The sequence below is a fragment of the Burkholderia sp. B10 genome, from assembly GCF_004368385.1.
Classification (GTDB): Bacteria; Pseudomonadota; Gammaproteobacteria; order Burkholderiales; family Burkholderiaceae; genus Burkholderia; species Burkholderia vietnamiensis.
Genome location: NZ_PQMX01000010.1, coordinates 49,644 through 73,025 on the forward strand (window position 1 = coordinate 49,644; position 23,382 = coordinate 73,025).

Sequence of the window (23,382 nt, forward strand, 5' to 3'; positions counted from 1 at the left end):
AAATCCGCACGACCGTTCGACGCCGCTGCGCATCGCGGCCGCCCGATCCCCCGCTATACTCAAATCACAAGCTGTCCGAGCAGCGAAGCAGGGGAGACATCATGGGCGTCAACCACTCTTTCGAACTGTCGTACGTGATGATCGCGTTCGCAATCATCGGTGTCGTGGCAATCGGCGCGCTGCTGGCCGCGATGCATCTGAAGCACCGCTATCACCCGAACCTGATCGGCGCGCTGATCGGCGCGTTGCTGTGCTTCCTGTTGATCGAGGCGCTACCGGCCCTCACCTGACGCGCGACGCTGCGCCAGCGTTTGAAGGAATTCGTCTACGGTCGGATAGCGCAGCGTCACGCACAATTCGGCCTTGAGGCGGGCATTGGACAGGCGCCGCGACTCGCGCATGAACGACAACAGCGTCGGCTCGAGCCGGCCTTCGGCGTCCGCGCGGCTGATGCGTGGCGGCGGCGGCAGGCCGAACGCCTGCGCGACCCGGTCGAAGTACTCTCCCATCCGCAGTTCGCTGTCGTCCGACGCGTGCACCGCGCGCGCCGGCCGGCCGCGCACGGCCGCACGCCGCAGGATCGCGGCGAGATCGTCCGCGTGGATGTGGTTCGTATAGACGTCGTCGGCCGGCAGCAGCGCCGGCGTGCCGCGCTCGAGCCGCGCGAGCGGCAAGCGGTTCGCCGCGTAGATGCCCGGGATGCGCACGATGCGGGCGGACACCACGCCGCGCACCGTCGCCGCCCGCAGCTGACGCTCGGCCGACACGCGCCGGAACGCGCGCGGATTCGCGGGCCGCAGCGGCTGCGTCTCGTCGATCCGCGCGCCGCCGCAATCGCCGTATACGCCGGTCGTGCTGGCATAGACGAGCGTGGGCGCGCGAAGGGCCTCGGGTACAATACGCGCTGCCCGCGGCGCCACGCCGGCCTGTCGGGTCGCGGCGCGCAGCGTGCGCAGCCGGCCGACCGACGCTACCGCCGGCGCGTGCAGCTGCCGCGCGGGCATGGACAATGCGGCGATCAGCGCGCGAGTGCGCCGGTCGTCGCGACCGTCGGATTGCGGCGGCGCGAGATGCAGGATCGTGCGCGCGACTCGCGCGATGCGCTCGAGCGTGGCCCGCTGGTCGAGGTTGCCGACGATCGGCGTCACGCCTGCCGCACGCAATGCGTCGCGGCGGTCCGGATGGCTCGTCAGTGCGACGATGCGCAGGTCGCGGCGCGCGGCGCGCCATTGCGCGACGCACCGCAGCCCGACGTCGCCGCAGCCGACGATCAAGGCGCGCGGCCGGCGCAGGATTCGAGTCGCGATCATGTTGGTTGCGAAATGAGTAGCCACCGTTGCGCGGCGCACAACGGTTTTGCATTGTAGCTGCCGTGCGCGACATGCACGGTTTCCCCATTTTGTTCTATTCGGTTCTATGGCATTCAACGTTACTCTCAAGCAAAGCGGCCGGCAGTTCCAGGTCGAGTCGGACGAAACCGTGCTGGCGGCGGCGCTGCGCCAGAACGTCCACCTGCCGTACGGCTGCAAGAACGGCGCATGCGGCTCCTGCAAGGGGCAGATCGTGTCGGGCCAGATCGAACAGGGCCCGCACGCAGCATCGGCGCTGTCCAGCGACGAACGCACGCGCGGCCTCGCGCTGCTGTGCTGCTCGAAGGCGCAATGCGACCTCGAGATCGACGTGCGTGAAATCGCCGGCGTCGACGGCGTGCAGGTCAAGAAGCTGCCGTGCCGGGTCGCCGCGCTCGAGCGCCGCGGCGACGACGTGATGATCGTGAAGCTGCAGTTGCCGGCGAACGAACGCCTGCAATACCTGGCCGGCCAGTACGTCGAATTCATCCTGAAGGACGGCTCGCGCCGCAGCTACTCGATGGCGAACGCGCCGCACGAGGAAGGCCCAATCGAGCTGCACATCCGTCACATGCCGGGCGGCAAGTTCACCGATCACGTGTTCGGCGCGATGAAGGAACGCGACATCCTGCGCTTCGAAGGCCCGCTCGGTACGTTCTTCCTGCGCGAGGATTCCGACAAGCCGATCGTGCTGCTCGCGTCGGGCACCGGCTTCGCGCCGATCAAGGCGATCATCGAGCACGTGAAGCACGCGGGCATCACGCGCCCGATGACGCTCTACTGGGGCGCGCGCCGCAAGCAGGACATCTATCTCGGCGAACTCGCCGAGCAATGGGCGCGCGAGATCCCGAACTTCAAGTACGTGCCGGTGCTGTCCGAACCGGAAGACGCCGACCAGTGGACCGGCCGCACCGGCTTCGTCCACCGCGCGGTGATCGAGGATCTGCCCGACCTGTCCGGCTACCAGGTGTACGCATGCGGCGCGCCGGTGATGGTCGAATCGGCGCAGCGCGACTTCACGCAACACCACGCGCTGCCGGCCGACGAGTTCTACGCCGACTCGTTCACGAGCGCCGCCGATCTCGTGAATCCGGTCTGAGCGCCGGGCGCACGCGCGCCCCGCTGCGCGCCGCCGTGTCACATCCGTGGCATCGCGGCGGTTTACAGTGGGGCGCGGGATGCCTTATGCTTGCGCACATGAACCGCTTCCTGTCCGCTCTCCGACGTCGCCGCTCGCCGCTCCTCCCGGATGCCGCCGGCTCGTCACGGACTCGCGCGTAACCCACCTCCGCTTCACCGGTTACGCACAAGCTGTTCGATCCACCAGCCACGGCCTTCCGTGGCTTTTTTATTGCCCGTTTCCCTTTCAACGCCCGCTGGAGTCTGTTGCCATGCCCCTGAACGATTACCCGATCGACTCGCTGATGTACATCACGAACCGCCCCGACATCGTGTTTACGCACGGCAAGGGCTCGTGGCTCTACGATCACACGGGCAAGCGCTATCTGGACTTCATCCAGGGTTGGGCGGTCAACAGCCTCGGTCACTGCAACGACGGCATCGTCGAAGCGCTGAAGACGCAGGCCGAGAAGCTGCTGAACCCGTCGCCGGCGTTCTACAACGAACCGATGGCGAAGCTCGCGGGCCTGCTCACGCAGCACAGCGTGTTCGACAAGGTGTTCTTCACCAACAGCGGCGCGGAAGCGAACGAAGGCGCGATCAAGCTCGCGCGCAAATGGGGCCGCAAGTTCAGGAACGGCGCATACGAGATCATCACGTTCGACCACAGCTTCCACGGCCGCACGCTCGCGACGATGTCCGCGAGCGGCAAGCCGGGCTGGGACACGATCTACGCACCGCAGGTGCCGGGCTTCCCGAAGGCCGAGCTGAACAACATCGAGTCGGTCGAGAAGCTGATCACCGACAAGACCGTCGCCGTGATGCTCGAGCCGATCCAGGGCGAAGGCGGCGTGATCCCCGCGACGCGTGAATTCATGCAGGCGCTGCGCGCGCTGACGCGGCAGCACAACCTGCTGCTGATCGTCGATGAAGTGCAAAGCGGCTGCGGCCGCGCCGGCACGTTGTTCGCGTACGAGCTGTCGGGCATCGAGCCGGACATCATGACGCTCGCGAAGGGCATCGGCGGCGGTGTACCGCTCGGCGCGCTGCTGTCGAAGGCCGACGTCGCGGTGTTCGAGGCCGGCGACCAGGGCGGCACCTACAACGGCAACCCGCTGATGACGGCGGCCGGCTATTCGGTGATCTCGCAACTCGTTGCGCCCGGCTTCCTCGAAGGCGTGCGTGCGCGCGGCGAATACCTGAAGCGCAAGCTGCTCGAGCTGTCGGAGGAGCGCGGCTTCGAGGGCGAACGCGGCGAAGGCATGCTGCGCGCGCTGCTGCTCGGCAAGGACATCGGCCCGCAGATCGTCGAGAAAGCACGCGACATGCAGCCCGACGGCCTGCTGCTGAACGCCGCGCGTCCGAACCTGCTGCGCTTCATGCCGGCGCTGAACGTCACGACCGAAGAAATCGACCAGATGATGGCGATGCTGCGGTCGATTCTCGACACGCTCTAAGGAGACCGCCGCGATGGATGCCGCCGCCGATGTCGTCACCATCCGTCCGTTCGAACGCGCCGACACCGCAGCGGTCCTCGCCGTCTGGCGCGACGCGTTCCCGAACTACAGCGCGGCCGGCGCGCCGCCGCATCGCGATCCGCTGCGATCGATCGAGCTGAAGTTCGCGACGCAGCCGGAGCTGTTCTTCGTCGCGATCTGCGGCGGCCGGCTGGTCGGCACGCTGATGGCGGGCTTCGACGGACATCGCGGCTGGCTCTACTCGTTCGGCGTGGCGAACGACGCGCGACGGCTCGGCATCGGCCGCGCGTTGCTCGATCATGCCGAGCGCGCACTCGCCACGCTCGGCTGCCTGAAGATCAATCTCCAGGTGCTGCCGGGCAACGACGATGCATGCCGCTTCTATGCGGCGCTCGGCTATCGCGTCGAGGAGCGCATCACCTTCGGCAAGGCGCTGCCGGCTGCCTGACGGCACCGGCGCGCCGGCGCATGCCGGCGTCAGTGCGTGATCGGCCCGGCGCCCGGCAGCGGGTTGCCGAGTGCGTCGGTCGGCACGGCCTGCTGCTCGAACGCCGCGAAATACGCGGCCCATTGCGACTCGCTCACGCACACGAACAGCGCGCCGTCCTGCCACACGTCGTTGTGATCGTTGTGGTCGTCGCCGGCGCGATGCAGGTAGTTCGAGCCCGTCGAGCCCTGGTTCATGTGCGTGTCGTGAATCCCGTTGCCTTCCGAATACGTGCGGCCGAACACGACCACGTCGAGCCCTTGCGACTGCGCCGCGTTCACGAGCCGCAGCAGCGACGGAATCGGCTCCGCGTGCTCGGTGCCGTCCATCACCGCGCTCGCGCGCCAGGTGCCCGTTTCGTTCAGGATGTCGCTGCGCAGATAGTCGAGCGCCGGCAGCGCGCTCTGCCCGGTGAGATCGGTATAGCCTTCGGCCGCCGCCGCGAGCGTCGCCGTGAGCGGATGGTGGAAATCGTAGACGAGCTTGTAGTTCAGCAAGTCGTCCGCGTCGTTGGTGCCGACGTTGATCGCGACGTCCCAGTCGCCGCCCGGCAATGCGAGCGTCAGGTGGACGTGATACTGGATCTCGCCGCCATGCGGCGAGCCCTTGAGCCGCGCCACCGACGTCACCTTGGCCTTCACGAAACCGTAGTCCAGACTCATGCGTGCTCTCCGTGTCCTGATGGATCGACCATGCTACGCAATCCGCGTGTCGGTTTGCGCAGCGCCGCCTGCCGGCGTTCGCCTGCCCGGCTTGCGCCCTGTCGAGACAATGGAGTCGCATCGGCGCGCACAGTTCGCCGCGCGGCGCGCCGCATGAAAAAAGGCTGCCACGGTATCCCGTGACAGCCTTTCGAAAGCACCCGGCGACACGCCGGCATGCGCCGGCGCCTCGCCGCGGCGTTCATTCGCCCAGATACGCGGCGCGCACCTTCGGGTCGTCGAGCATCTGCTTCGCGTCGCCTTCCATCGTCACCGTGCCGGAATCCATCACGTAGCCACGGTCGGCGGCCTGCAGCGCGAGGCGTGCGTTCTGCTCGACCAGCAGCACCGTGATCCCTTCCTTCGAGATCTCGCGCACCACTTCGAAGATCTTCTCGACCATGATCGGCGACAGACCCATCGACGGCTCGTCGAGCAGCAGCAGCTTCGGCTTCGACAGGATCGCGCGCGACATCGCGAGCATCTGCTGCTCGCCGCCCGACAGCGTGCCGGCGAGCTGCGTCGCACGCTCCTTCAGACGCGGGAAGAAGCCGAACATGCGGTCGACGTCCTTCTTGATCTGGTCCTTGTCGTTGCGCAGATAGGCGCCCATCTGCATGTTCTCGATGATCGACATCCGCGCGAAGATCCCGCGGCCTTCCGGCACCATCGCGAGGCCGCGCTTGAGCAGCTCGTGCGGCGGAATGCCCTTGATCGACTTGCCCTCGTACTCGATGTCGCCCGCCGAGTACGGCTTCAGGCCGGTGATCGCCTTCATCGTCGTGGTCTTGCCTGCGCCGTTCGCGCCGATCAGCGTCACGAGCTCGCCCTGGCGAACTTCCATGTCAACGCCCTTGACGGCCTGGATGCCGCCGTAGTTGACCTGCAAGCCCTTGATTTTCAACATTGCCGCTGCCATCAGTGCACCCCTGCGCCGAGATATGCCTCAATCACCTTCGGATCCTTCTGCACGTCCTGCGGCAGACCCTCGGCGATCACCTTGCCGTAATCGAGCACCGTCATCCGGTTGCACAGACCCATCACGAGCTTCACGTCGTGCTCGATCAGCAGGATCGTGCGGCCGTCCGAGCGGATCTTGTCGAGCAGGCGCGTGAGTTCGACCTTCTCGGTCGCGTTCATCCCGGCCGCCGGCTCGTCGAGCGCGAGCAGCTTCGGATCGGTCGCGAGCGCACGGGCGATCTCGAGACGGCGCTGGTGGCCGTACGACAGGTTGCGCGACGTGTAGTCCGCGTACTGCAGCACGCCCACGTAATCGAGCAGCTCGATCGCGCGCTCCTTGATCTCGCGCTCTTCCTGGCGCTCGGCCGGCGTCTGGAACACTGCGCCGAGCAGGCCGTGCTTGGTGCGCACGTGGCGGCCCACCATCACGTTCTCGAGCGCCGTCATCCCGCCGAACAGGCGAATGTTCTGGAACGTACGGGCGATGCCGGCCTTCGCGACCTGGTGCACGGCCGTCGGCGTGTAGTTCTGGCCGTCCAGCTTGAAGTCGCCGGAGTCCGGCGTGTAGAGGCCGGTGATCACGTTGAAGAACGTGGTCTTGCCGGCGCCGTTCGGGCCGATCAGCCCGTAGATCTCGCCTTCCCTGATCTGGAGGCCGACGTCGGACAGCGCCTGCAGGCCGCCGAAGCGCTTGTTCACGCCCTGGACGGACAATCGGATTTGCTTGTCGCTCATGTGTGATATCCCCTTGTCCGTTGGTTAAGCGCGCACCGGCTTCTTGCTGTTGCGCTTCGCCAGTTTCGCGATCTTGTCCTCATGCTTCGGCGCCGGCCACAGGCCTTCGGAGCGATACAGCATGATGACGACCATCGCGAGGCCGTACAGCGCCTGACGGATCACTTCGGTGTCGACGATGTCGTGGCCGAACAGCGCGTGCTGCAGCGGGCTCATCGTCGAACGCAGGAATTCCGGGAAGATCGCGAGCAACACCGCGCCGAGGATCACGCCGGGGATGTGGCCCATGCCGCCGAGCACGACGCATGCGAGCACGACGATCGATTCCCAGAACGTGAACGACTCGGGCGACACGAAGCCCTGGAACGCGCCGAACATCGCGCCCGACAGGCCGCCGAACGATGCGCCCATCGCGAACGCGAGCAGCTTCACGTTACGGGTGTTGATGCCCATCGCCTTCGCCGCGATTTCGTCTTCGCGGATCGCCGCCCATGCACGGCCGATACGCGAGTGCTGCAGACGCGTACAGACCCAGATCACCAGCAGCGAGCACAGCACGAACAGGTAGTAATACATGTAGACCGACGGCAGCTGGAAGCCGAAGAGCGAGTGCGTCTGCGACAGGTTGAAGCCGCCGATGTGCACCGGATCGATACCCGTGATCCCCTTCGGGCCGTTCGTGATGTTCACCGGACGGTCGAGGTTGTTCATGAAGATCCGGACGATTTCACCGAAGCCGAGCGTCACGATGGCCAGGTAGTCGCCGCGCAGGCGCAGCGTCGGCGCACCGAGCAGGATCCCGAAGGTCGCCGCCAGCGCCATCGCGATCGGCACGATGATCAGGAACGGGATGTGCAGCCCGTTCGGCGCGAGCGCCGCGATCCACTCGAACTGCGAGGTCAGGTGCGGCGAGCTCAGCAGCGCGGCCGTGTAGGCGCCCACCGCGTAGAACGCGATGTAGCCCAGGTCGAGCAGGCCGGCGAAGCCGACCACGACGTTCAGGCCCAGCGCGAGCATCACGTACAGCATCGCGAAGTCGAGCACGCGGACCCAGTAGTTGCCGCCTGCCGAGCCGATGATGATCGGCGCGGCGATCACGAAGGCCGCGGTCAGGATGCCGATGAGGACGGTCTTCGTCGTGTTGCGCTCTTCGACGAGCGACGTCGACGATTCGATCGGTTGAATGGATGTCATGTTGTTTGCTCCCCTTCCGTTACGCGCGGTCCGCGACACGTTCGCCCAGCAGGCCCGACGGACGGAACACCAGCACGATGATCAGCACCACGAACGCGAACACGTCCTGGTAGTTACTGCCGAACACGCCGCCCGTGAGGTTGCCGATGTAGCCCGCACCCAGCTGCTCGATCAGACCGAGCACCACGCCGCCGACCATCGCGCCGCCGAGGTTGCCGATCCCGCCGAGCACCGCCGCGGTGAACGCCTTCATGCCGGGGATGAAGCCCATGTAGAAGTGCACGTTGCCGTATTCGGACGCGATCATCACGCCGGCCAGCGCGGCGAGCGCGGAGCCGATCATGAACGTCGCCGAGATCACGAAGTTCGGGTTCACGCCCATCAGGCTCGCGGTGTTGGGGCTTTCGGCGATCGCACGCATCGCGCGGCCGAGCTTGGTCTTGTGCACCAGCAGCAGCAGGCCGGCCATCACGATGAACGCCACCGCGATGATCACGATTTCGGTCACCGAGATCACGGCGCCCGGCGTCGTGTCGGTTGCCTTGATCACGTTGATCGGATCGGTCGGCAGCAATTGCGGGAACGGCAGCGGGTTACGCGACCAGATGATCATCGCGGCCGTCTGCAGCAGGATCGACACGCCGATTGCGGTGATCAGCGGTGCGAGACGCGGCGCGCGGCGCAGCGGCCGGTATGCGACGCGCTCGATCGTGTAGCCCACGCACGCGCAGACGACCGCCGCGATACCCAGGCCGATCGTCAGCGTCGCGACGTTGCCGAGTTGGGGGAAGTGATTCTGCAGCACGGTGATCGCCGACAGGGCGACCATTGCGCCGATCATCAGCACGTCGCCGTGCGCGAAGTTGATGATGCCGAGAATGCCGTACACCATCGTGTAACCCAACGCGATGATGGCGTACACACTGCCGAGCACCAGCCCGTTGAGGATCTGTTGGATGAAAATATCCATTTAAAGCTCCTTGGCCCATGCTGCCGGATGACGTTGCGCCCCGCGGGTAAGCGAGGAATCGCGCCTTCTCGGCGACACTGCGGGTACTAGTCGATACCGGTAAGGGTGGATCGTCCCGGCGCGCACCGCCCGGCCTGTACGGCCGGGCTTGCCGCCGGAGCGGATACAAAAACGGCACCGCACTGTTTCGGTGCCATCATGAGTCCTGTCGCTAAATCGTCACGACGTCGAGGACGGTGTACTTGGCCTCCTTGAAGTCGTAGGGCAGCGTGCCGACACGCCCGGCGTCCGGCTGTCCGGAATCCGTGCCTTTTTCCGTCCGGGCCGCGGCGAACGCCGTGTCCGGGCCGATCAGGTTCCGCGCCGCGTCGCCCGCGGGCTCGACCACCTTGGCGACGCACGCGCCGATGTCGCCAAGGGTTTGTACTCCGATGCCGAACGGCGCCGCCTGCGCTGCAAGCCCGCCGTCCGCTGCCCGCGCGGCGCCGGAACCGGCTGCGCGAAGAACGCGCCCGACTTTCGTCCGGCACGCGTCGGAATTCATGGACCGAAACAGGCCGCCGGCCACGACGCGATGCGTCGTGCCGACACGCTGCCAGGTCGAATCGATATGAAAGGAGAGCGGTGCCATCTGCACGTCGCCTGCGTTGCCGCGGGTCTTGCCGCGAATCTGGCCGCAAAGCGCACGCGCCGGCGGTGTGCCGCGTGCCGCCGTCGTCGCCTCGCGGTTGCCCGCGCGGGCTGCGGCAATCGCCGTGCCCGTTGCGCTGCCGCGCGCGGCGCACCGTGCCGAATGCATGCCGTGCTTCGGGCGCTGCGCGTTGAATGCGTCGCTCGCCAAACCTGCCCCGTTATCCGTATCACTGTCCGATTGCGCGATGCGGCACACGGCCCGCCGCGCATGACCGGTGATGGCAACGCGCACGTCGTTGGCTGCCGGAACCGCATATGCCACTACTGCCCTGCCATCGCTCTTTTTGCTGCCCCGGCCGAGCATTGCAACCGGTGCGGCGACGGACATGGCGTACACCAACTTCACATGCATTGAATAGGTCTCCCGCGCCTTGCCAAAACCCGATTTCAAAGCCATTCCGGCCTGAAAACGGGCGCATTGTAACTCCATTTACAAGACGCCAATAATCCTGATGCGATGGGGTTTTCCTGCATTGCAACCAATTTTGAGAGGGGCTTAATCGCGCGGATAGCAACCCGGTTGCACCAATGGTGTGAATAATGGTTGCGCCTGCATTTTCGCGGTGCAAAAAAAAGCGCGCCGGGAGGCGCGCTTCGGGTATTGCGAAAGCGGAGCGGACAATCAGGCGGCGGGCGGCAGATTCAGCCCGCGCGGCAGCGGAAACGCCACGTTTTCCTCGATGCCTTCGAGTGCGCGGACATTGCGCACGCCGAGTTCGCGCAGCCGGGCGATCACGGCCTGCGCGAGCACTTCCGGCGCCGATGCGCCGGCCGTCACGCCGATGCGGCGCTTGCCGGCGACCCACGCCGGATCGATCTGCTCGGGCGCGTCGACCATGTACGCGGCCACGCCGCGCTTCTCCGCGACTTCGCGCAGGCGGCTGGAATTCGAACTGTTCGGGCTGCCGACCACGATCACGACGTCGCACTGCGGCGCCATGAACTTCACCGCGTCCTGACGGTTCTGCGTCGCGTAGCAGATGTCCTGCTTCTTCGGCTCGCGGATCTTCGGGTACTTCGCCTTCAGCGCGCCGATGATTTCGGCTGCGTCATCAACGGACAGCGTCGTTTGCGTGACGAGCGCGATGCGCTCCGGATCGGCGAGTTCGAGCTTCTGGACGTCCTCGACGCTTTCGACCAGATGCATGCCGCGCTCGACCTGCCCCATCGTGCCTTCGACTTCCGGGTGGCCCTTGTGGCCGATCATCACGATGTCGACGCCGTCCTGGCGCATCTTCGCGACTTCGACGTGCACTTTCGTGACGAGCGGGCAGGTCGCGTCGTAAATGCGCAGTCCGCGCACGTCGGCCTCGTCGCGCACGGCTTTCGACACGCCATGCGCACTGAAGATCACCGTGTTGCCGGCCGGCACTTCCTCGAGCTCTTCGACGAAGATCGCGCCCTTCTTCCTCAGATCCTCGACCACGTACTTGTTGTGGACGATTTCGTGACGCACGTAGATCGGTGCACCGTGCATCGCGATCGCGCGCTCGACGATCTCGATCGCGCGGTCGACACCGGCGCAGAAGCCGCGCGGCTGTGCCAGCAGGATTTCGGCATCGGCTGCGACGGTCTGCCCGGGCAGCGTATCGGTGTTGCTCATGGTTACAGAATTCCGATGATTTTCACTTCGAACGTGAGCGCTTGGCCCGCGAGCGGATGATTGAAATCGAACAGGGCCGAGGTTTCGCTGACTTCCTTCAGCACACCTGCATAGCGGCCGCCGTCCGGCGCGTTGAATTCGATCAGGTCGCCCGGCGTGAAGTCTTCGCCGACCATGCCGTTCTCACGCAGCGTCGACAGCGTCACGCGCTGCAGCATGTCGGGATTGCGGGGACCGAACCCTTGCTCCGGCGTTAGCTGAAAAGTCGAATGGTCGCCGACCCGCAGCCCGAGCAGAATCTGTTCCAGCGACGGCGCCAGTTGTCCAGCGCCGAGCAGCAGCGTGGCTGGCTTGTCGGAAAAGGTGTTGACGATGTCGGCGCCGTCGGCCAGCGCAAGCCGGTAATGCAGCGTGACATGGGAACCGGGCTTCACTTCGGATAGATCGATGAGGCTCATGAATGACTCGTGTTCGTCGGCGCCCGAACGGGCCGCAAGGCCCGGCGCAAAGTCAATATTGTAAGTCACCTTCGCGCGCAAGGCTGAAAGTGCGACGACGTCGCGCCCGCGCCCGCCGCCATTGGAGTTTCGAACATGCCTTCATCCTGCGTCGTCGCCCCGGCGACGGAATGTCGCGACCTCGCGGACCCCGCGCCCGCTCCGGCCCACCGGGTCGCCATCGAGTGGCCGCGCAAGCGGCGCGCGCGGAACTGGAAGCCGCACCTGCCGCGCGAGCGGCTGCTCGAACGCGGGCCGGCCGCGCTGACCGACGCGGAACTGGTCGCGCTGCTGCTCGGCACTGGCGGCGGCGGCCGCGACGTGTTCGACAGCGCGCGCGCCCTGCTCGCCCGGTTCGGCGACTCACTGCGCGACATGCTCGATGCGCAGCCCGGCGTATTCACCACGCATCCCGGCATCGGCGACGCGCGCGCCGCGGTGCTGATCGCCGTGACCGAGATCACGCGGCGCGCGCTGGTCGAGAAGGCGCGCAGGCGGATGCCGATCGACTCGCCCGGCGCGGTGGAGGACTATCTGCGGCTCAGGATCGGCATGCGCCCGTACGAAGTGTTCGTCACGCTGTATCTGGATGCGCGGCACGGCCTCATCGAGGTCGAGGAAAGCGCGCGCGGCTCGCTCACGCGGATGGCCGTCTATCCGCGCGAAATCGTGCGGCGCGCGCTGATGCTCAATGCCGCGTCGCTGATCATCGCGCACAATCATCCGTCGGGCGCCGTGCAGCCGAGCGCGGAAGACCGTCGGCTCACGCGCGTGCTGCACGAGGCGCTCGCGCTCGTCGACGCGAAGCTGCTCGATCACGTCGTGGTCGGCACGGCCGATACATTTTCCTTCGCACGCGCCGGTTGGCTGTAGACTGTGGCCCGGCGAACCGTTTGCGGGTCGCCGCGACGGCAACGCGAAATTAGGTTTGATTTTTCTGAACTTTTTCTGCTAGAATCGCCGTCTGTCTTTTTTCCAACCAGTTCTAGCCATCGAAGGGCCTTGTCTGTAAGGGCTTCGGCGTTCTGAGTGCAGCCATGGATCACGTGGCGGTGCGATGAGAACCTTCACCGGCGATCGAACCCCGAATTTAGCGTATTAGGAGTGCTCTCATGGCACGCGTATGCCAAGTAACTGGGAAAGCGCCGATGAGCGGCAACAACGTTTCCCACGCCAACAACAAGACGAAGCGCCGCTTCCTGCCGAACCTGCAAAACCGCCGGTTCTGGGTAGAGAGCGAAAACCGCTGGGTGCGCCTGCGCGTTTCGAACGCCGGCCTGCGCCTGATCGACAAGAACGGCATCGATTCCGTGCTCGCTGACCTGCGCGCACGCGGCGAAGCCTAAGCCCAAGGAGCACAATCATGGCAAAAGGCGCACGCGACAAGATCAAGCTCGAGTCGACCGCTGGTACGGGTCATTTCTACACGACCACGAAGAACAAGCGCAACATGCCGGAAAAGATGGCGATCAAGAAGTTCGATCCCGTCGTCCGCAAGCATGTGGAATACAAAGAAACCAAGATCAAGTAATCTCCTGGTTTCTGCAGCCTGACGGCGACCGAGAAGCCCCGCACATGCGGGGCTTTTCGTTTTGCACGCACGTTTCCGCACGCACATGCAAGCCCGACGCGGTATGCTCTCCCCTTTCCGTCGCGACGGCCGACGGAGCGCACGAGACCTGAAGCGTAACGATGGAGATAGCATGAAATTCGATGTGGCGATCGTCGGCAGCGGCCTGGCAGGGCTGTCGGTCGCGCTGAATCTGGCCAGCACGCGGCGCGTCGCGCTGATCGCGAAACGATCGATGATGGAAGGCGCCAGCGACTACGCACAAGGCGGCATCGCCGCCGTGCTCGACTCGGCGGACAGCATCGAGAATCATGTCGACGACACGCTCGTCGCCGGCGGCGGGCTATGCGACGAAGGCGCGACGCGCTACATCGTCGAGCACGGCCGAGAAGCGATCGAATGGCTGATCTCCCACGGCGTGCCGTTCACGAAGGACGACGCGGCCGAACTCGGCTTCCACCTCACGCGCGAAGGCGGCCATAGCCACCGCCGGATCATCCACGCGGCCGACGCGACCGGCCATGCGGTGCTCGCGACGCTGTCCGAGCGCGCACGCCAGCATCCGAACATCACGTTCTTCGAGAACCACCACGCGATCGACCTGATCACGTCGGACCGGCTCGGCCTGCCCGGCCGGCGCTGTCACGGGTTGTACGCGCTCGACGTCGACAACGACCGCACGATCACCATCGAGGCGCCGCACACGGTGCTCGCCACCGGTGGCGCCGGCAAGGTCTATCTGTACACGACCAATCCCGACACCGCGACCGGCGACGGTATCGCGATGGCGTGGCGCGCAGGCTGCCGCGTGTCGAACATGGAGTTCATCCAGTTCCATCCGACCTGCCTGTTCCATCCGTATGCGAAGTCGTTCCTGATTTCGGAAGCCGTGCGCGGCGAAGGCGGCCTGCTGAAACTGCCCGACGGCACGCGCTTCATGCCCGCGCACGATCCGCGCGCCGAGCTGGCGCCGCGCGACATCGTCGCGCGCGCGATCGACTTCGAAATCAAGAAGCGCGGCATCGACTGCGTGTATCTCGACATCAGCCATCAGCCGGAGGCGTTCCTGCGCGAGCACTTCCCGACGATCTACGCGCGCTGCCTCGAATTCGGCATCGACATCGCGAAGCAGCCGATTCCGGTCGTGCCGGCCGCGCACTACACGTGCGGCGGCGTCGTCACCGACCTCGCCGGACGCACCGACCTCACCGGCCTGTATGCGGTCGGCGAAACGTCGTACACCGGGCTGCACGGCGCCAACCGGCTCGCGAGCAACTCGCTGCTCGAATGTCTCGTGATCGGCCGCGCGGCCGCCGAGGCGATCGAGGCGGCGGGCTTCGACACCCAGACGCCGGCCGAGCTGCCCGCATGGGACGAAAGCCGCGTGTCCGATGCGGACGAGGAAGTCGTCGTCGCGCACAACTGGGACGAACTGCGCCGCCTGATGTGGAATTACGTCGGCATCGTGCGCACCGACAAGCGCCTGGAACGCGCGAAGCACCGGCTGTCGCTGCTGCGCGACGAGATCCAGGAGTATTACGCGAACTTCCGCGTGACGCGCGATCTGCTCGAACTGCGCAATCTCGTCGATGTCGCGACGCTGATCGTGAAGAGCGCGTATTCGCGCCGCGAAAGCCGCGGGCTGCACTTCAGCCGCGACTGGCCGCACACGCTGCCGAAGGCGCTGCCGAGCGTGCTCACGCCGCGCTCGCGCCGCTGAGCGGCTACGCAGGTCGCAAAAAAAAGCCGCCGGCGTGCAAGCGCCGGCGGCCTTTTCATATCGGACGACAGGTCGGGCTCAGTCGACGATGCGCATCGAATAGTCCGTTGCGCGCACGTCCTTCGTCAGCGCGCCGATCGAGATGCGGTCCACGCCCGTCTCCGCGAACGTGCGCACCGTATCGAAATTGACGCCGCCCGACACTTCGAGCACCGCCTTGCCGGCCGCGACGCGCACGGCCTCGCGCATCATGTCGAGCGTGAAGTTGTCGAGCAGCACCGACTGCGCGCCATGGGCGAGCGCCGTGTCGAGCTGCGCGAGCGTCTCGACCTCGATCTGCACCGGCACGCCGGCGTTCAGCGCGAACGCGGCGTCGAGCGCCTCGCCCACTCCGCCGGCCGCCGCGATGTGGTTTTCCTTGATCAGAATCCCGTCGTACAGCGCGAGCCGCTGGTTCTCGCCGCCGCCGACGCGCACCGCGTACTTCTGCGCGAGCCGCAGGCCCGGCAGCGTCTTGCGCGTATCGAGGATCTTCGCGCGCGTGCCTTCGACACGATCGACGTAACGGCGCGTCGCCGTCGCGACGCCCGACAGCAACTGCAGGAAGTTCAAGCCGTTGCGCTCGGCGGTGAGCAGCGCACGCGCCGGCCCGTCGAGCTCGCAGACGGTCGAGTCGGCCGTCATCCGGTCGCCTTCGCGATAGCGCCACTGCACGACGATCGACGGATCGATGCGCGCGATCACGGCCTCGAACCACGGCACGCCGCACAGTACCGCTTCCTCGCGGACGATGATGCGCGCGCGCCGCCGCTCGTCGGCCGGCACGAGGCGTCCGGTCTGGTCGCCGGCGCCGACGTCTTCGGCAATCGCGTCGGCGACGTTGCGCGCGATCGCTTCGTCGAATGCCGCGCCGTATTGCACACGGACGCTGTCGAACAGCGGGGATACCGCGTCGCTCATGCCGCCCCCACGTTCGCGAACAGTTGCTGATCGCGCTGCAGATCGCCGCTCGCCTGCACGCGCTTCTTGTGGGCCGCTGCGAAATCGAGCATCCGGTCGATCGGCACGCGCGCACGCGCGGCGATCACCGGATCGACGAAGATCTCGTTGTGGCCGCGCTCGAGCACGTCGGCGAGGTTCGCGAGGCCGTTCATGGCCATCCACGGGCAATGCGCGCAGCTCTTGCAGGTTGCGCTGTTGCCTGCCGTCGGCGCGGCGATGAAGGTCTTGCCCGGTGCGGCGAGCTGCATCTTGTGCAGGATGCCGAGATCGGTCGCGACGATGAAGTGCGTCGCGTCGAGCTTCACCGCGGCGTCGATCAACTGCGTCGTCGAACCGACGACGTCCGCCTGCGCGACGACGTTTTCCGGCGACTCGGGGTGCACGAGCACCTTCGCGTCCGGGTATTCGGCGCGCAGCAAGTCGAGCTCGATCCCTTTGAATTCGTCGTGCACGAGGCACGAGCCTTGCCACAGCAGCATGTCGGCGCCGGTTTTCTTCTGGATATAGCTGCCGAGATGGCGGTCCGGCGCCCAGATGATCTTTTCGCCGCGTGCGTGCAGGTCGGCGACGATCTCGAGGCCGATCGACGACGTGACCATCCAGTCCGCGCGCGCTTTCACGGCGGCGCTGGTGTTCGCATAGACGACGACGGTGCGATCGGGATGGGCGTCGCAGAACGCGGAGAATTCGTCGGCCGGACAGCCGAGGTCGAGCGAGCAGGTGGCGTCGAGATCGGGCATCAGCACGCGCTTGCCGGGGCTGAGGATCTTCGCGGTTTCGCCCATGAAGCGCACGCCGGCGACGACGAGCGTTTGTGCGTCGTGGTCGCGGCCGAAGCGGGCCATTTCGAGCGAATCGGCGACGCATCCGCCGGTTTCGTCGGCCAGTTCCTGCAGTTCGGCGTCCACGTAATAGTGGGCGACCAGCACGGCCTTTTCGCGTGCGAGCAGCGTCTTGATGCGTGCCTTGAGAGCGGCGCGCTCTTCGGCGGACGGTGCATCGGGCACTTTGGCCCATGCTTGCCCGACGCTACAGACGGTCCCGGCCGAGACCGGTCGGTCGTACTCGACGGCTTTGATCGTCGATTCCATCTCCATATCTCCTGTCGACCCACGTTAGCGCTTTAGCGCTTACGTGGGTCCCATGCTTCGCGGTCGACCCACGTTGGCGCTTCAGCGCTTACGAAGGCCCCATGCTTTGCGGTCGGCCCACCTTGGCGCTTCAGCGCCTACGTGAACTCCACACTTCCCGGACGCCCGAAGTTTCAACCCTATTCCGCCGCCTTCATCCGACCTGGACAAAACGTCGGCCCAAAAGAAAAAACCCCGCCAGCGCGGGGTTTGTGACGTCCTAAGATTCTAATCGATTTCGAATCAGGCGTAGCGACGCAGGCGCGTCGCAAATTCCTGCAGCGACTTGATGCCGCTTTGTTCCGCGCGATGGCACCAATCCTGCAATTGCGCGAGCAGCTGTTCTCGCGATGCGGTAGAGCGATCCCAGATCGCAGCCAGATCCTGGCGCAGCTGGTAGTACGTATGCAACTTCTGGCTGTTCGCGAAAATCTCCGGGAGCAGCTTCTTCTGCGGCTCGTCGAGACCGTCGGCATCCTTGTGGAACCACTTGCGCGCGCCGCGCATCAGCTGGTACTTGTCACGCGAACCGAGCTCCTTCAGATGCGCAAGCTCCTGACGGTACGCACGCTTGACGGCCTTGCCGTAGCGCGCCATCACTTCGTAGCGGTTCGACAGCACGGCCTGCAGCGTTTCCTGGTCGAGCACCGTCTTCGGTTTGTTCAGGCGCGGCGTCGGCGCGATCTTCTTCACCTTCGCGAGGCTGAATGCCGACATGATGCGGATGTACATCCAGCCGATGTCGAACTCGTACCACTTGTTCGACAGCTTCGCCGACGTCGCGAACGTGTGGTGGTTGTTGTGCAGCTCTTCGCCACCGATCACGATGCCCCACGGGAACAGGTTCGTGCTCGCATCGGCCGAGTTGAAGTTGCGGTAGCCCCAGAAGTGGCCGAAACCGTTCACGACACCGGCGGCCCAGAACGGGATCCAGACCATCTGCACGGCCCACACGGTCAGACCGAGCACGCCGAACAGCGCGACGTCGATCACCATCATCAGGCTCACGCCGAGGATCGGATACTTCGAGTACACGTTGCGCTCGATCCAGTCGTTCGGCGTGCCGTGACTGAACTTGCGCATCGTCTCCTCGTTCTTCGCTTCGGCGCGATACAGCTCGGCGCCTTCGAGGAATACCTTCCAGATGCCGCGCGTCTGCGGGCTGTGCGGGTCTTCCTCGGTTTCGCACTTCGCGTGATGCTTGCGGTGGATCGCGGCCCACTGACCCGTCAGCATGCCGGTCGTCATCCACAGCCATACGCGGAAGAAGTGGCTGGCGATCGGATGCAGCTCCAGCGCGCGGTGCGCCTGGCAGCGGTGCAGATACACCGTCACGCCGATGATCGTCACGTGCGTGACGGCCAGCGCGAACAGCGCGACCTGCCACCACGAAAAGCGCAGAAGCCCGTGGGAAAGAAAATCGAGCAGGGAATTCAACAAGGCAGTTACCTGTGGTGAGAGCGATGCCGGCCAAGCCGACGTCAGAAAAATGAAAGCATACCGCGTGTAGACCGGAATTTTACTTCAACCGTTCCAAGTCTTTGTAAAAAATGAATATTTTCTTGTCATGACGCAACGACGATAGTCCACCTCCGGACCGGTGACGGCCAACGATCCGGTTGTGGCCGCCGCTGCGTCAGACTCGCAGCGCCCGCCGCGCTACGCCGCCGACGCATGCCCGGCCGGGGCGCTGGCATCGGCCGAAACCGGCGAGCCTTCCGCCACCACGCCGGTCGCGCCAAAACCAAAACCTTCCGGCAGCCCGACCACGCGCACTTCCCGCTGCGGAAACGGGATCGAGATGCCGTGCTCGGTGAACAGCCGCCAGATGTTGCGATTCACGGCCGAACGCACGCCCGACGTGCCCTTCGCCGAATCCTCGATCCAGAAACCCAGCTCGAGGTCGATCCCGTCCGCCCCGAAGCCGACCAGATACGGCGTCGGCGCCGGTTCGTCGAGCACGCGCGGCACGCCCTGCGCAGCCTCTGCCAGCAAGGCGAGTGCCTGCTCGACGTCGCTCGTGTAGGCGACCTGTACCGCGAGCTTCGCGTAGCCGCGCGTCAGGTACGACGACTGGTTCTGCACGACGTCCGTGATCAGTTTTTCGTTCGGAATCAGCGTCTCGTTGCCGTCCAGCCCGCGCACGACCGTATAACGCGTGCGGATCTGCGTGACGACGCCTTGCAGGCCGCCGACGCTGATCGCATCGCCGAGCCGCAGCGAACGATCGAGCAGGATGATGAAGCCCGATACGTAGTTGCTGGCGATCTTCTGCAAGCCGAAGCCGAGGCCGACGCCGAGCGCGCCGCCGAACACGCCGAGCACGGTCACGTCGATGCCGACCAGCGACAGGCCGATCAGGACCGCCGCGAACACCAGCAGCGCGCGGCCGACGCGCGACATCACGACCTTCAGGTTCGCGTCGAGCGTGGTCGCGCGCGCAAGACGCTCCTCCAGCACCGAGCCGAGCCACATTGCGACCATCAGCGTCACGCAGACCCACAGCGCGCCGGAGATCACCGACAGCAGCGTCAGATGCGCGTTCGCGACGCGAAACTGCACGCTGTCGAGCCAGCCGAGCACGTCGCGCTGGATGCCGAGCACGGTCAGCACCATCGCGACCCAAACGACGCTCGACACGATCTTCTCGACGATCGACAGCCACGCATGCGTGTGTCCGTCGCGCGCGAACACGCGCCGCGCGAAGAAGAACAGCACGTAGATCAAGCCGATGCCGAACAGCGGCACCAGCGCGAGCGACAGCAGCGACGTCGACATGAACGGCTCGAAGCCGAGCTCCGCGATGCCGACGAACACCCCGCCGAACAGCGGAAACAGCGCACGCTGCAGGCTCTGCGCGCCCGCGCCGGGCGCACGGCCGGCCGCCCGGCGGCGCGCGTCGATGCGCGCGTGCGCGAAGCGCGCGGCGAGCCACGCGAAGCACAGCGCGCCGACGAGGATCGCCGCCTGCCAGATCATCACCGGCTGGTGGAAATCGCGAATCACCGACGCCAGCCGGTGCGACAGCAGACGGCTCTGCAGACTCTCCATCATGCCGGCCCGCCGTCGTTACTGCGCACGCCGCTCGAGCACCGCGGCGAAGAAGCCGTCGGTCGCGTGGCGATGCGGCCACAGCGACAGGTAGTCGCCGGTATCGAGCTCGATGCGCTGGTCGGCCAGCACCTTCTGCGCGGGCACGAGCACGAAGTCGGGGTGATCGGCCAGGAACTGCTCGACGATCGCCTCGTTCTCCGCGTCCAGCACGCTGCAGGTCGCGTACACGAGCCGGCCGCCCTTCTTCACGAGCCGCGCGGCGCTCGCGAGGATCGACGCCTGCTTCGGCGCGAGCTCGTCGATCGACGTGCGCGTCTGACGCCACTTCAGGTCGGGATTACGGCGCAGCGTGCCGAGCCCGCTGCACGGCGCGTCGACCAGCACGCGGTCGATCTTGCCGGCGAGCCGCTTGATCTTCGCATCGTGCTCGCTGTCGATCAACACCGGGTTCACGTTCGACAGCCCGCTGCGCGCGAGGCGCGGCTTGAGCTTCGCGAGACGCTTTTCCGACACGTCGAACGCGTACAGGCGCCCGGTCGAACGCATCATCGCGCCGAGCGCGAGCGTCTTTCCGCCGGCGCCCGCGCAGAAATCGACGACCATCTCGCCGCGACGCGGCGCGACCAGCGAGCACAGCAGCTGGCTGCCCTCGTCCTGCACTTCGATCTGGCCTTCCTCGAACAGCTTCAGGCGCGTGAGCGCCGGCTTGCCGACCACGCGCACGCCGTTCGGCGCGAACGGCGTCGCGCCCGCCTCGATACCGTTCGCGCGCAGCGCGTCGATCACCTGGTCGCGCGTCGCCTTCTGCACGTTGGCGCGCAGGTCGAGCGGCGCCGGGTAGTTCAGCGCGGCGGCGAGCTGCGCGAGCTCGTCGGCATCGAAACGCGCCGACAGCGCCTGGTAGATCCAGTCCGGCAGGTTCGTGCGCACGCGCACCGGCAGGCTCGCCGGGTCGATCTTCGACACGTGCTCGAGCCACGCGGCCTCGTTGTCCGACACGAACGGCTTCAGCGCGTTGCGGCCGAGCGTCTGCATCAGGCCCAGCAGCGTCAGGCGCCGCGCGGGGCTGCCCGTGCCGCTTTCGGCGAGGTGCGAAAACTCCATCTTGCGGCGCAGCACCGCGAACACCGCCTCGGCGATCACGCCGCGCTCGGCATGGCCGAGCTTCGGGTGCGCGCGGAAGAACCGGCTCGTGGTCGCGTCGGCCGGGCCGGCGAACTTGAGCACCTCCGCCAGCAAGGTCTCGGTCTGGCCAATCAGAAATCCGTGCAGCTTCATACGCCCTCGCTCGTTTCGGTATGCGGTTGATCCGCGAAAATCCAGCGCGCCTCTTGCGGCGCCACCACTGCCCGGCCGTTCTCGAGGCGCAGGCTGCCTTCGACGAACCAGCGCACCGCACGCGGATACAGCACGTGCTCGACCGCCAGCACGCGCTGCGCGAGCGCCGCGGCGTCGTCGCCGGCCAGCACGGGCACCGCGCCCTGCGCGACGATCGCGCCGCTGTCGAGTTCGGGGCTGACGAAATGCACGGTCACGCCGTGCAGCGCGACGCCGGCGTCCAGCGCCTGCTGATGCGTGTGCACGCCCTTGAAGCTCGGCAGGAGCGACGGATGGATGTTCAGCAGCCGACCCTCATATCGTCTGACGAAATCGGGGGTGAGAATGCGCATGAAGCCGGCCAGCACGACGAGATCGGGCGCGAAGCGGTCGATTTCGGCGGCGAGCGCCGCGTCGAAGCTGTCGCGGCCGTCGAAGGCGCGATGGTCGACCACCGCGGTCGCCACGCCGTGCGACGCGGCAAAAGCCAGGCCGGCCGCGTCGGGCCGGTTGGCGATCACGGCGGCGACCTGGGCCGGCCAGCGTTCCTGCGCGCACGCGCGGACGATGGCCTCCATGTTGCTGCCGCGACCGGAAATCAGGATCACGAGTTTTTTCATCCGCGAATTTTACCATTCGCCCCCGCGTTTCCTGCCTTCTCGGCCGCCAGGCCGCCCGAACGTTTATAATCTTCTGCTTTGCGGCATTCCACCGCTCATTCCCCGACGCTGCATCCGCTATCGTGAAAGTCTTCCGCGGCCTGCCCAACGCCGAGAGCCGCGCGCCCTGCGCGCTGACGATCGGCAACTTCGACGGTGTCCATCGCGGCCACCAGGCCTTGCTCGCGCGCGTGCGCGCGGCAGCGGACGCGCGTGGGCTGCCCGTGTGCGTGATGACCTTCGAGCCGCATCCGCGCGAGTTCTTCAACCCGGCCGGCGCGCCGCCGCGCATCGCGATGCTGCGCGACAAGCTCGAGGCGCTGCGCGAGCACGGCGTCGATCGCGTCGTCGTCGAGCACTTCAACCACACGTTCGCGAGCCAGTCGCCGCAGGCGTTCGTCGAACGCACGCTGGTCGGCGGCCTGCACACGCGCTGGATGATGGTCGGCGACGATTTCTGCTACGGCGCGAAGCGCGCGGGCACCTTCGACACGCTGAAGGCCGCCGGCGAGCTGCACGGCTTCGAGGTCGAGCAGATGGACACGGTGGCCGGCAGCGACGGCACGCGCATTTCGAGCTCCGGCGTGCGCGCGGCGCTCGCCGCCGGCGATCTCGACGCGGCCGCGCAGGCGCTCGGCCACGGCTACGCGATCAGCGGCCACGTCGCGCACGGGCTGAAGCTCGGCCGCGACCTCGGCTTCCCGACGCTGAACCTGCCGATCGCGCACAAGCGGCCGGCGCTCGCCGGCATCTTCGTCGTGCAGGTGCACGGCCTCGGGCCGGCGCCGCTGCCGGGCGTCGCGAGCCTTGGCGTGCGCCCGACCGTCGACGATTCCGGCCGCGTGCTGCTCGAAGTCCACCTGCTCGACTGGCATGGCGACGCGTACGGCAAGCTGATCCGCGTCGAATTCCTGAAGAAGCTGCGCGACGAGGCCAAATACGACGATCTCGAGGCGCTGTCGCGCGCGATCGCGCTCGACGTCGCGAACGCGCGCGCGTATTTCGTGGAGCGCGCACGCGCACCGGGCAGCCGCGCGACCGGCTTCTCGACGTCGGCGACCGACCGAATTAGCTGATCCGGACGGCGGCGCCGCGCGCCGCACCCTCGCGCCGCCGAACCGCGCGCATCCCCGATTCACGACGC

General features: G+C 66.4%; 24 protein-coding genes. 9 read left to right on the top strand and 15 right to left on the bottom strand.

Annotated features, from left to right (window positions below):
- The first annotated feature begins 101 nt into the window (after positions 1-101).
- Positions 102-290, top strand: a complete 189-nt coding sequence (locus tag C3Y15_RS07700; protein WP_011885752.1) for a hypothetical protein — start codon at positions 102-104, stop codon at positions 288-290.
- Here C3Y15_RS07700 and C3Y15_RS07705 read toward each other — a convergent pair.
- On the bottom strand, positions 273-1,310 hold the full coding sequence (locus tag C3Y15_RS07705; protein ID WP_045578849.1) for an NAD-dependent epimerase/dehydratase family protein: 1,038 nt from the start codon (positions 1,308-1,310) through the stop codon (positions 273-275). The genes C3Y15_RS07700 and C3Y15_RS07705 overlap by 18 nt on opposite strands.
- A gap of 106 nt (positions 1,311-1,416) precedes the next feature.
- Between C3Y15_RS07705 and C3Y15_RS07710 the strand changes: the two genes are divergently transcribed.
- The 3 genes from C3Y15_RS07710 to C3Y15_RS07720 all read left to right on the top strand — a co-directional run bounded on the left by C3Y15_RS07710 (position 1,417) and on the right by C3Y15_RS07720 (position 4,394).
- Positions 1,417-2,448 (top strand): CDP-6-deoxy-delta-3,4-glucoseen reductase, encoded by a 1,032-nt coding sequence (locus tag C3Y15_RS07710; RefSeq protein WP_011885754.1) that lies wholly within the window; start codon positions 1,417-1,419, stop codon positions 2,446-2,448.
- A gap of 292 nt (positions 2,449-2,740) precedes the next feature.
- Positions 2,741-3,925, top strand: a complete 1,185-nt coding sequence (locus C3Y15_RS07715; protein ID WP_011885755.1) for an acetylornithine transaminase — start codon at positions 2,741-2,743, stop codon at positions 3,923-3,925.
- Between the two features lie 13 nt (positions 3,926-3,938).
- A complete protein-coding gene (locus C3Y15_RS07720) occupies positions 3,939-4,394 on the top strand; it encodes a GNAT family acetyltransferase (protein ID WP_011885756.1) in 456 nt (151 codons plus the stop codon).
- 29 nt (positions 4,395-4,423) lie between these two features.
- Here the strand turns inward: C3Y15_RS07720 and C3Y15_RS07725 are convergent, their stop codons facing one another.
- From C3Y15_RS07725 to C3Y15_RS07760, 8 genes are all read right to left on the bottom strand, one after another.
- Complete coding sequence (locus C3Y15_RS07725) at positions 4,424-5,095, bottom strand: DUF2278 family protein (protein ID WP_046427470.1); 672 nt, start codon at positions 5,093-5,095, stop codon at positions 4,424-4,426.
- 241 nt (positions 5,096-5,336) lie between these two features.
- Positions 5,337-6,053, bottom strand: coding sequence for an ABC transporter ATP-binding protein (locus C3Y15_RS07730; RefSeq protein WP_011885758.1), 717 nt, complete (start codon positions 6,051-6,053; stop codon positions 5,337-5,339).
- Positions 6,053-6,829, bottom strand: coding sequence for an ABC transporter ATP-binding protein (locus C3Y15_RS07735; protein ID WP_011885759.1), 777 nt, complete (start codon positions 6,827-6,829; stop codon positions 6,053-6,055). The genes C3Y15_RS07730 and C3Y15_RS07735 overlap by 1 nt, the downstream gene beginning before the upstream one ends.
- A gap of 24 nt (positions 6,830-6,853) precedes the next feature.
- The gene (locus tag C3Y15_RS07740; protein ID WP_011885760.1) at positions 6,854-8,023 is read right to left on the bottom strand and encodes an ABC transporter ATP-binding protein; all 1,170 of its coding nucleotides are present in this window, start codon (positions 8,021-8,023) and stop codon (positions 6,854-6,856) included.
- Between the two features lie 19 nt (positions 8,024-8,042).
- Positions 8,043-8,993, bottom strand: coding sequence for a branched-chain amino acid ABC transporter permease (locus C3Y15_RS07745; RefSeq protein ID WP_011885761.1), 951 nt, complete (start codon positions 8,991-8,993; stop codon positions 8,043-8,045).
- A 211-nt stretch (positions 8,994-9,204) separates the two neighbouring features.
- Complete coding sequence (locus C3Y15_RS07750; RefSeq protein ID WP_043291467.1) at positions 9,205-10,083, bottom strand: hypothetical protein; 879 nt, start codon at positions 10,081-10,083, stop codon at positions 9,205-9,207.
- Positions 10,084-10,308: 225 nt separating this feature from the next.
- Positions 10,309-11,289, bottom strand: a complete 981-nt coding sequence (ispH, locus tag C3Y15_RS07755; protein WP_011885763.1) for a 4-hydroxy-3-methylbut-2-enyl diphosphate reductase — start codon at positions 11,287-11,289, stop codon at positions 10,309-10,311.
- Positions 11,290-11,291: 2 nt separating this feature from the next.
- A complete protein-coding gene (locus C3Y15_RS07760) occupies positions 11,292-11,747 on the bottom strand; it encodes a peptidylprolyl isomerase (protein ID WP_059455004.1) in 456 nt (151 codons plus the stop codon).
- Positions 11,748-11,882: 135 nt separating this feature from the next.
- Between C3Y15_RS07760 and radC the strand changes: the two genes are divergently transcribed.
- The 4 genes from radC (at position 11,883) to nadB (ending at position 15,076) form a co-directional block, all read left to right on the top strand.
- Positions 11,883-12,659: a DNA repair protein RadC gene (gene radC, locus C3Y15_RS07765; protein WP_060044839.1), complete on the top strand. Its 777-nt coding sequence runs from the start codon at positions 11,883-11,885 to the stop codon at positions 12,657-12,659.
- 239 nt (positions 12,660-12,898) lie between these two features.
- Positions 12,899-13,132, top strand: a complete 234-nt coding sequence (rpmB, locus tag C3Y15_RS07770; protein ID WP_004186391.1) for a 50S ribosomal protein L28 — start codon at positions 12,899-12,901, stop codon at positions 13,130-13,132.
- Positions 13,133-13,149: 17 nt separating this feature from the next.
- Positions 13,150-13,317 carry a 50S ribosomal protein L33 gene (rpmG, locus tag C3Y15_RS07775; RefSeq protein ID WP_006478046.1) on the top strand — a complete coding sequence of 56 codons (168 nt, stop codon included), beginning with the start codon at positions 13,150-13,152 and terminating at the stop codon, positions 13,315-13,317.
- Between the two features lie 172 nt (positions 13,318-13,489).
- Positions 13,490-15,076 carry an L-aspartate oxidase gene (gene nadB, locus C3Y15_RS07780; protein WP_011885766.1) on the top strand — a complete coding sequence of 529 codons (1,587 nt, stop codon included), beginning with the start codon at positions 13,490-13,492 and terminating at the stop codon, positions 15,074-15,076.
- A 78-nt stretch (positions 15,077-15,154) separates the two neighbouring features.
- On the opposite strand, the gene nadC is transcribed toward nadB, so the two are convergent.
- The 6 genes from nadC to purN form a co-directional block, all read right to left on the bottom strand.
- On the bottom strand, positions 15,155-16,036 hold the full coding sequence (gene nadC / locus C3Y15_RS07785) for a carboxylating nicotinate-nucleotide diphosphorylase (protein ID WP_045578847.1): 882 nt from the start codon (positions 16,034-16,036) through the stop codon (positions 15,155-15,157).
- The gene (nadA, locus tag C3Y15_RS07790; protein ID WP_014723490.1) at positions 16,033-17,169 is read right to left on the bottom strand and encodes a quinolinate synthase NadA; all 1,137 of its coding nucleotides are present in this window, start codon (positions 17,167-17,169) and stop codon (positions 16,033-16,035) included. Before nadA ends, nadC begins: the two co-directional genes overlap by 4 nt.
- Before the next feature lie 282 nt (positions 17,170-17,451).
- A complete protein-coding gene (locus C3Y15_RS07800; protein WP_069246302.1) occupies positions 17,452-18,648 on the bottom strand; it encodes an acyl-CoA desaturase in 1,197 nt (398 codons plus the stop codon).
- 219 nt (positions 18,649-18,867) lie between these two features.
- Positions 18,868-20,259: a mechanosensitive ion channel domain-containing protein gene (locus C3Y15_RS07805; RefSeq protein WP_011885770.1), complete on the bottom strand. Its 1,392-nt coding sequence runs from the start codon at positions 20,257-20,259 to the stop codon at positions 18,868-18,870.
- An 18-nt stretch (positions 20,260-20,277) separates the two neighbouring features.
- The gene (locus tag C3Y15_RS07810) at positions 20,278-21,540 is read right to left on the bottom strand and encodes an RsmB/NOP family class I SAM-dependent RNA methyltransferase (RefSeq protein ID WP_011885771.1); all 1,263 of its coding nucleotides are present in this window, start codon (positions 21,538-21,540) and stop codon (positions 20,278-20,280) included.
- On the bottom strand, positions 21,537-22,199 hold the full coding sequence (purN, locus tag C3Y15_RS07815; RefSeq protein WP_011885772.1) for a phosphoribosylglycinamide formyltransferase: 663 nt from the start codon (positions 22,197-22,199) through the stop codon (positions 21,537-21,539). Before purN ends, C3Y15_RS07810 begins: the two co-directional genes overlap by 4 nt.
- A 122-nt stretch (positions 22,200-22,321) precedes the next feature.
- Between purN and C3Y15_RS07820 the strand changes: the two genes are divergently transcribed.
- On the top strand, positions 22,322-23,314 hold the full coding sequence (locus tag C3Y15_RS07820; RefSeq protein WP_011885773.1) for a bifunctional riboflavin kinase/FAD synthetase: 993 nt from the start codon (positions 22,322-22,324) through the stop codon (positions 23,312-23,314).
- The last annotated feature ends 68 nt before the right edge of the window (positions 23,315-23,382 follow it).

Excerpts from the sequence above, each read along its gene's own strand:
- C3Y15_RS07730 (WP_011885758.1), bottom strand. The coding sequence starts at position 6,053 with ATGGCAGCGGCAATGTTGAAAATCAAGGGCTTGCAGGTCAACTACGGC.
- rpmG (WP_006478046.1), top strand. The coding sequence starts at position 13,150 with ATGGCAAAAGGCGCACGCGACAAGATCAAGCTCGAGTCGACCGCTGGT.
- C3Y15_RS07715 (WP_011885755.1), top strand. The coding sequence starts at position 2,741 with ATGCCCCTGAACGATTACCCGATCGACTCGCTGATGTACATCACGAAC.
- nadC (WP_045578847.1), bottom strand. The coding sequence starts at position 16,036 with ATGAGCGACGCGGTATCCCCGCTGTTCGACAGCGTCCGTGTGCAATAC.
- C3Y15_RS07720 (WP_011885756.1), top strand. The coding sequence starts at position 3,939 with ATGGATGCCGCCGCCGATGTCGTCACCATCCGTCCGTTCGAACGCGCC.
- C3Y15_RS07805 (WP_011885770.1), bottom strand. The coding sequence starts at position 20,259 with ATGGAGAGTCTGCAGAGCCGTCTGCTGTCGCACCGGCTGGCGTCGGTG.
- C3Y15_RS07700 (WP_011885752.1), top strand. The coding sequence starts at position 102 with ATGGGCGTCAACCACTCTTTCGAACTGTCGTACGTGATGATCGCGTTC.
- radC (WP_060044839.1), top strand. The coding sequence starts at position 11,883 with ATGCCTTCATCCTGCGTCGTCGCCCCGGCGACGGAATGTCGCGACCTC.
- C3Y15_RS07740 (WP_011885760.1), bottom strand. The coding sequence starts at position 8,023 with ATGACATCCATTCAACCGATCGAATCGTCGACGTCGCTCGTCGAAGAG.
- ispH (WP_011885763.1), bottom strand. The coding sequence starts at position 11,289 with ATGAGCAACACCGATACGCTGCCCGGGCAGACCGTCGCAGCCGATGCC.
- C3Y15_RS07750 (WP_043291467.1), bottom strand. The coding sequence starts at position 10,083 with ATGGCTTTGAAATCGGGTTTTGGCAAGGCGCGGGAGACCTATTCAATG.
- C3Y15_RS07725 (WP_046427470.1), bottom strand. The coding sequence starts at position 5,095 with ATGAGTCTGGACTACGGTTTCGTGAAGGCCAAGGTGACGTCGGTGGCG.
- C3Y15_RS07735 (WP_011885759.1), bottom strand. The coding sequence starts at position 6,829 with ATGAGCGACAAGCAAATCCGATTGTCCGTCCAGGGCGTGAACAAGCGC.
- C3Y15_RS07710 (WP_011885754.1), top strand. The coding sequence starts at position 1,417 with ATGGCATTCAACGTTACTCTCAAGCAAAGCGGCCGGCAGTTCCAGGTC.
- nadB (WP_011885766.1), top strand. The coding sequence starts at position 13,490 with ATGAAATTCGATGTGGCGATCGTCGGCAGCGGCCTGGCAGGGCTGTCG.
- C3Y15_RS07745 (WP_011885761.1), bottom strand. The coding sequence starts at position 8,993 with ATGGATATTTTCATCCAACAGATCCTCAACGGGCTGGTGCTCGGCAGT.
- C3Y15_RS07810 (WP_011885771.1), bottom strand. The coding sequence starts at position 21,540 with ATGAAGCTGCACGGATTTCTGATTGGCCAGACCGAGACCTTGCTGGCG.
- C3Y15_RS07760 (WP_059455004.1), bottom strand. The coding sequence starts at position 11,747 with ATGAGCCTCATCGATCTATCCGAAGTGAAGCCCGGTTCCCATGTCACG.
- rpmB (WP_004186391.1), top strand. The coding sequence starts at position 12,899 with ATGGCACGCGTATGCCAAGTAACTGGGAAAGCGCCGATGAGCGGCAAC.
- C3Y15_RS07705 (WP_045578849.1), bottom strand. The coding sequence starts at position 1,310 with ATGATCGCGACTCGAATCCTGCGCCGGCCGCGCGCCTTGATCGTCGGC.
- nadA (WP_014723490.1), bottom strand. The coding sequence starts at position 17,169 with ATGGAATCGACGATCAAAGCCGTCGAGTACGACCGACCGGTCTCGGCC.
- purN (WP_011885772.1), bottom strand. The coding sequence starts at position 22,199 with ATGAAAAAACTCGTGATCCTGATTTCCGGTCGCGGCAGCAACATGGAG.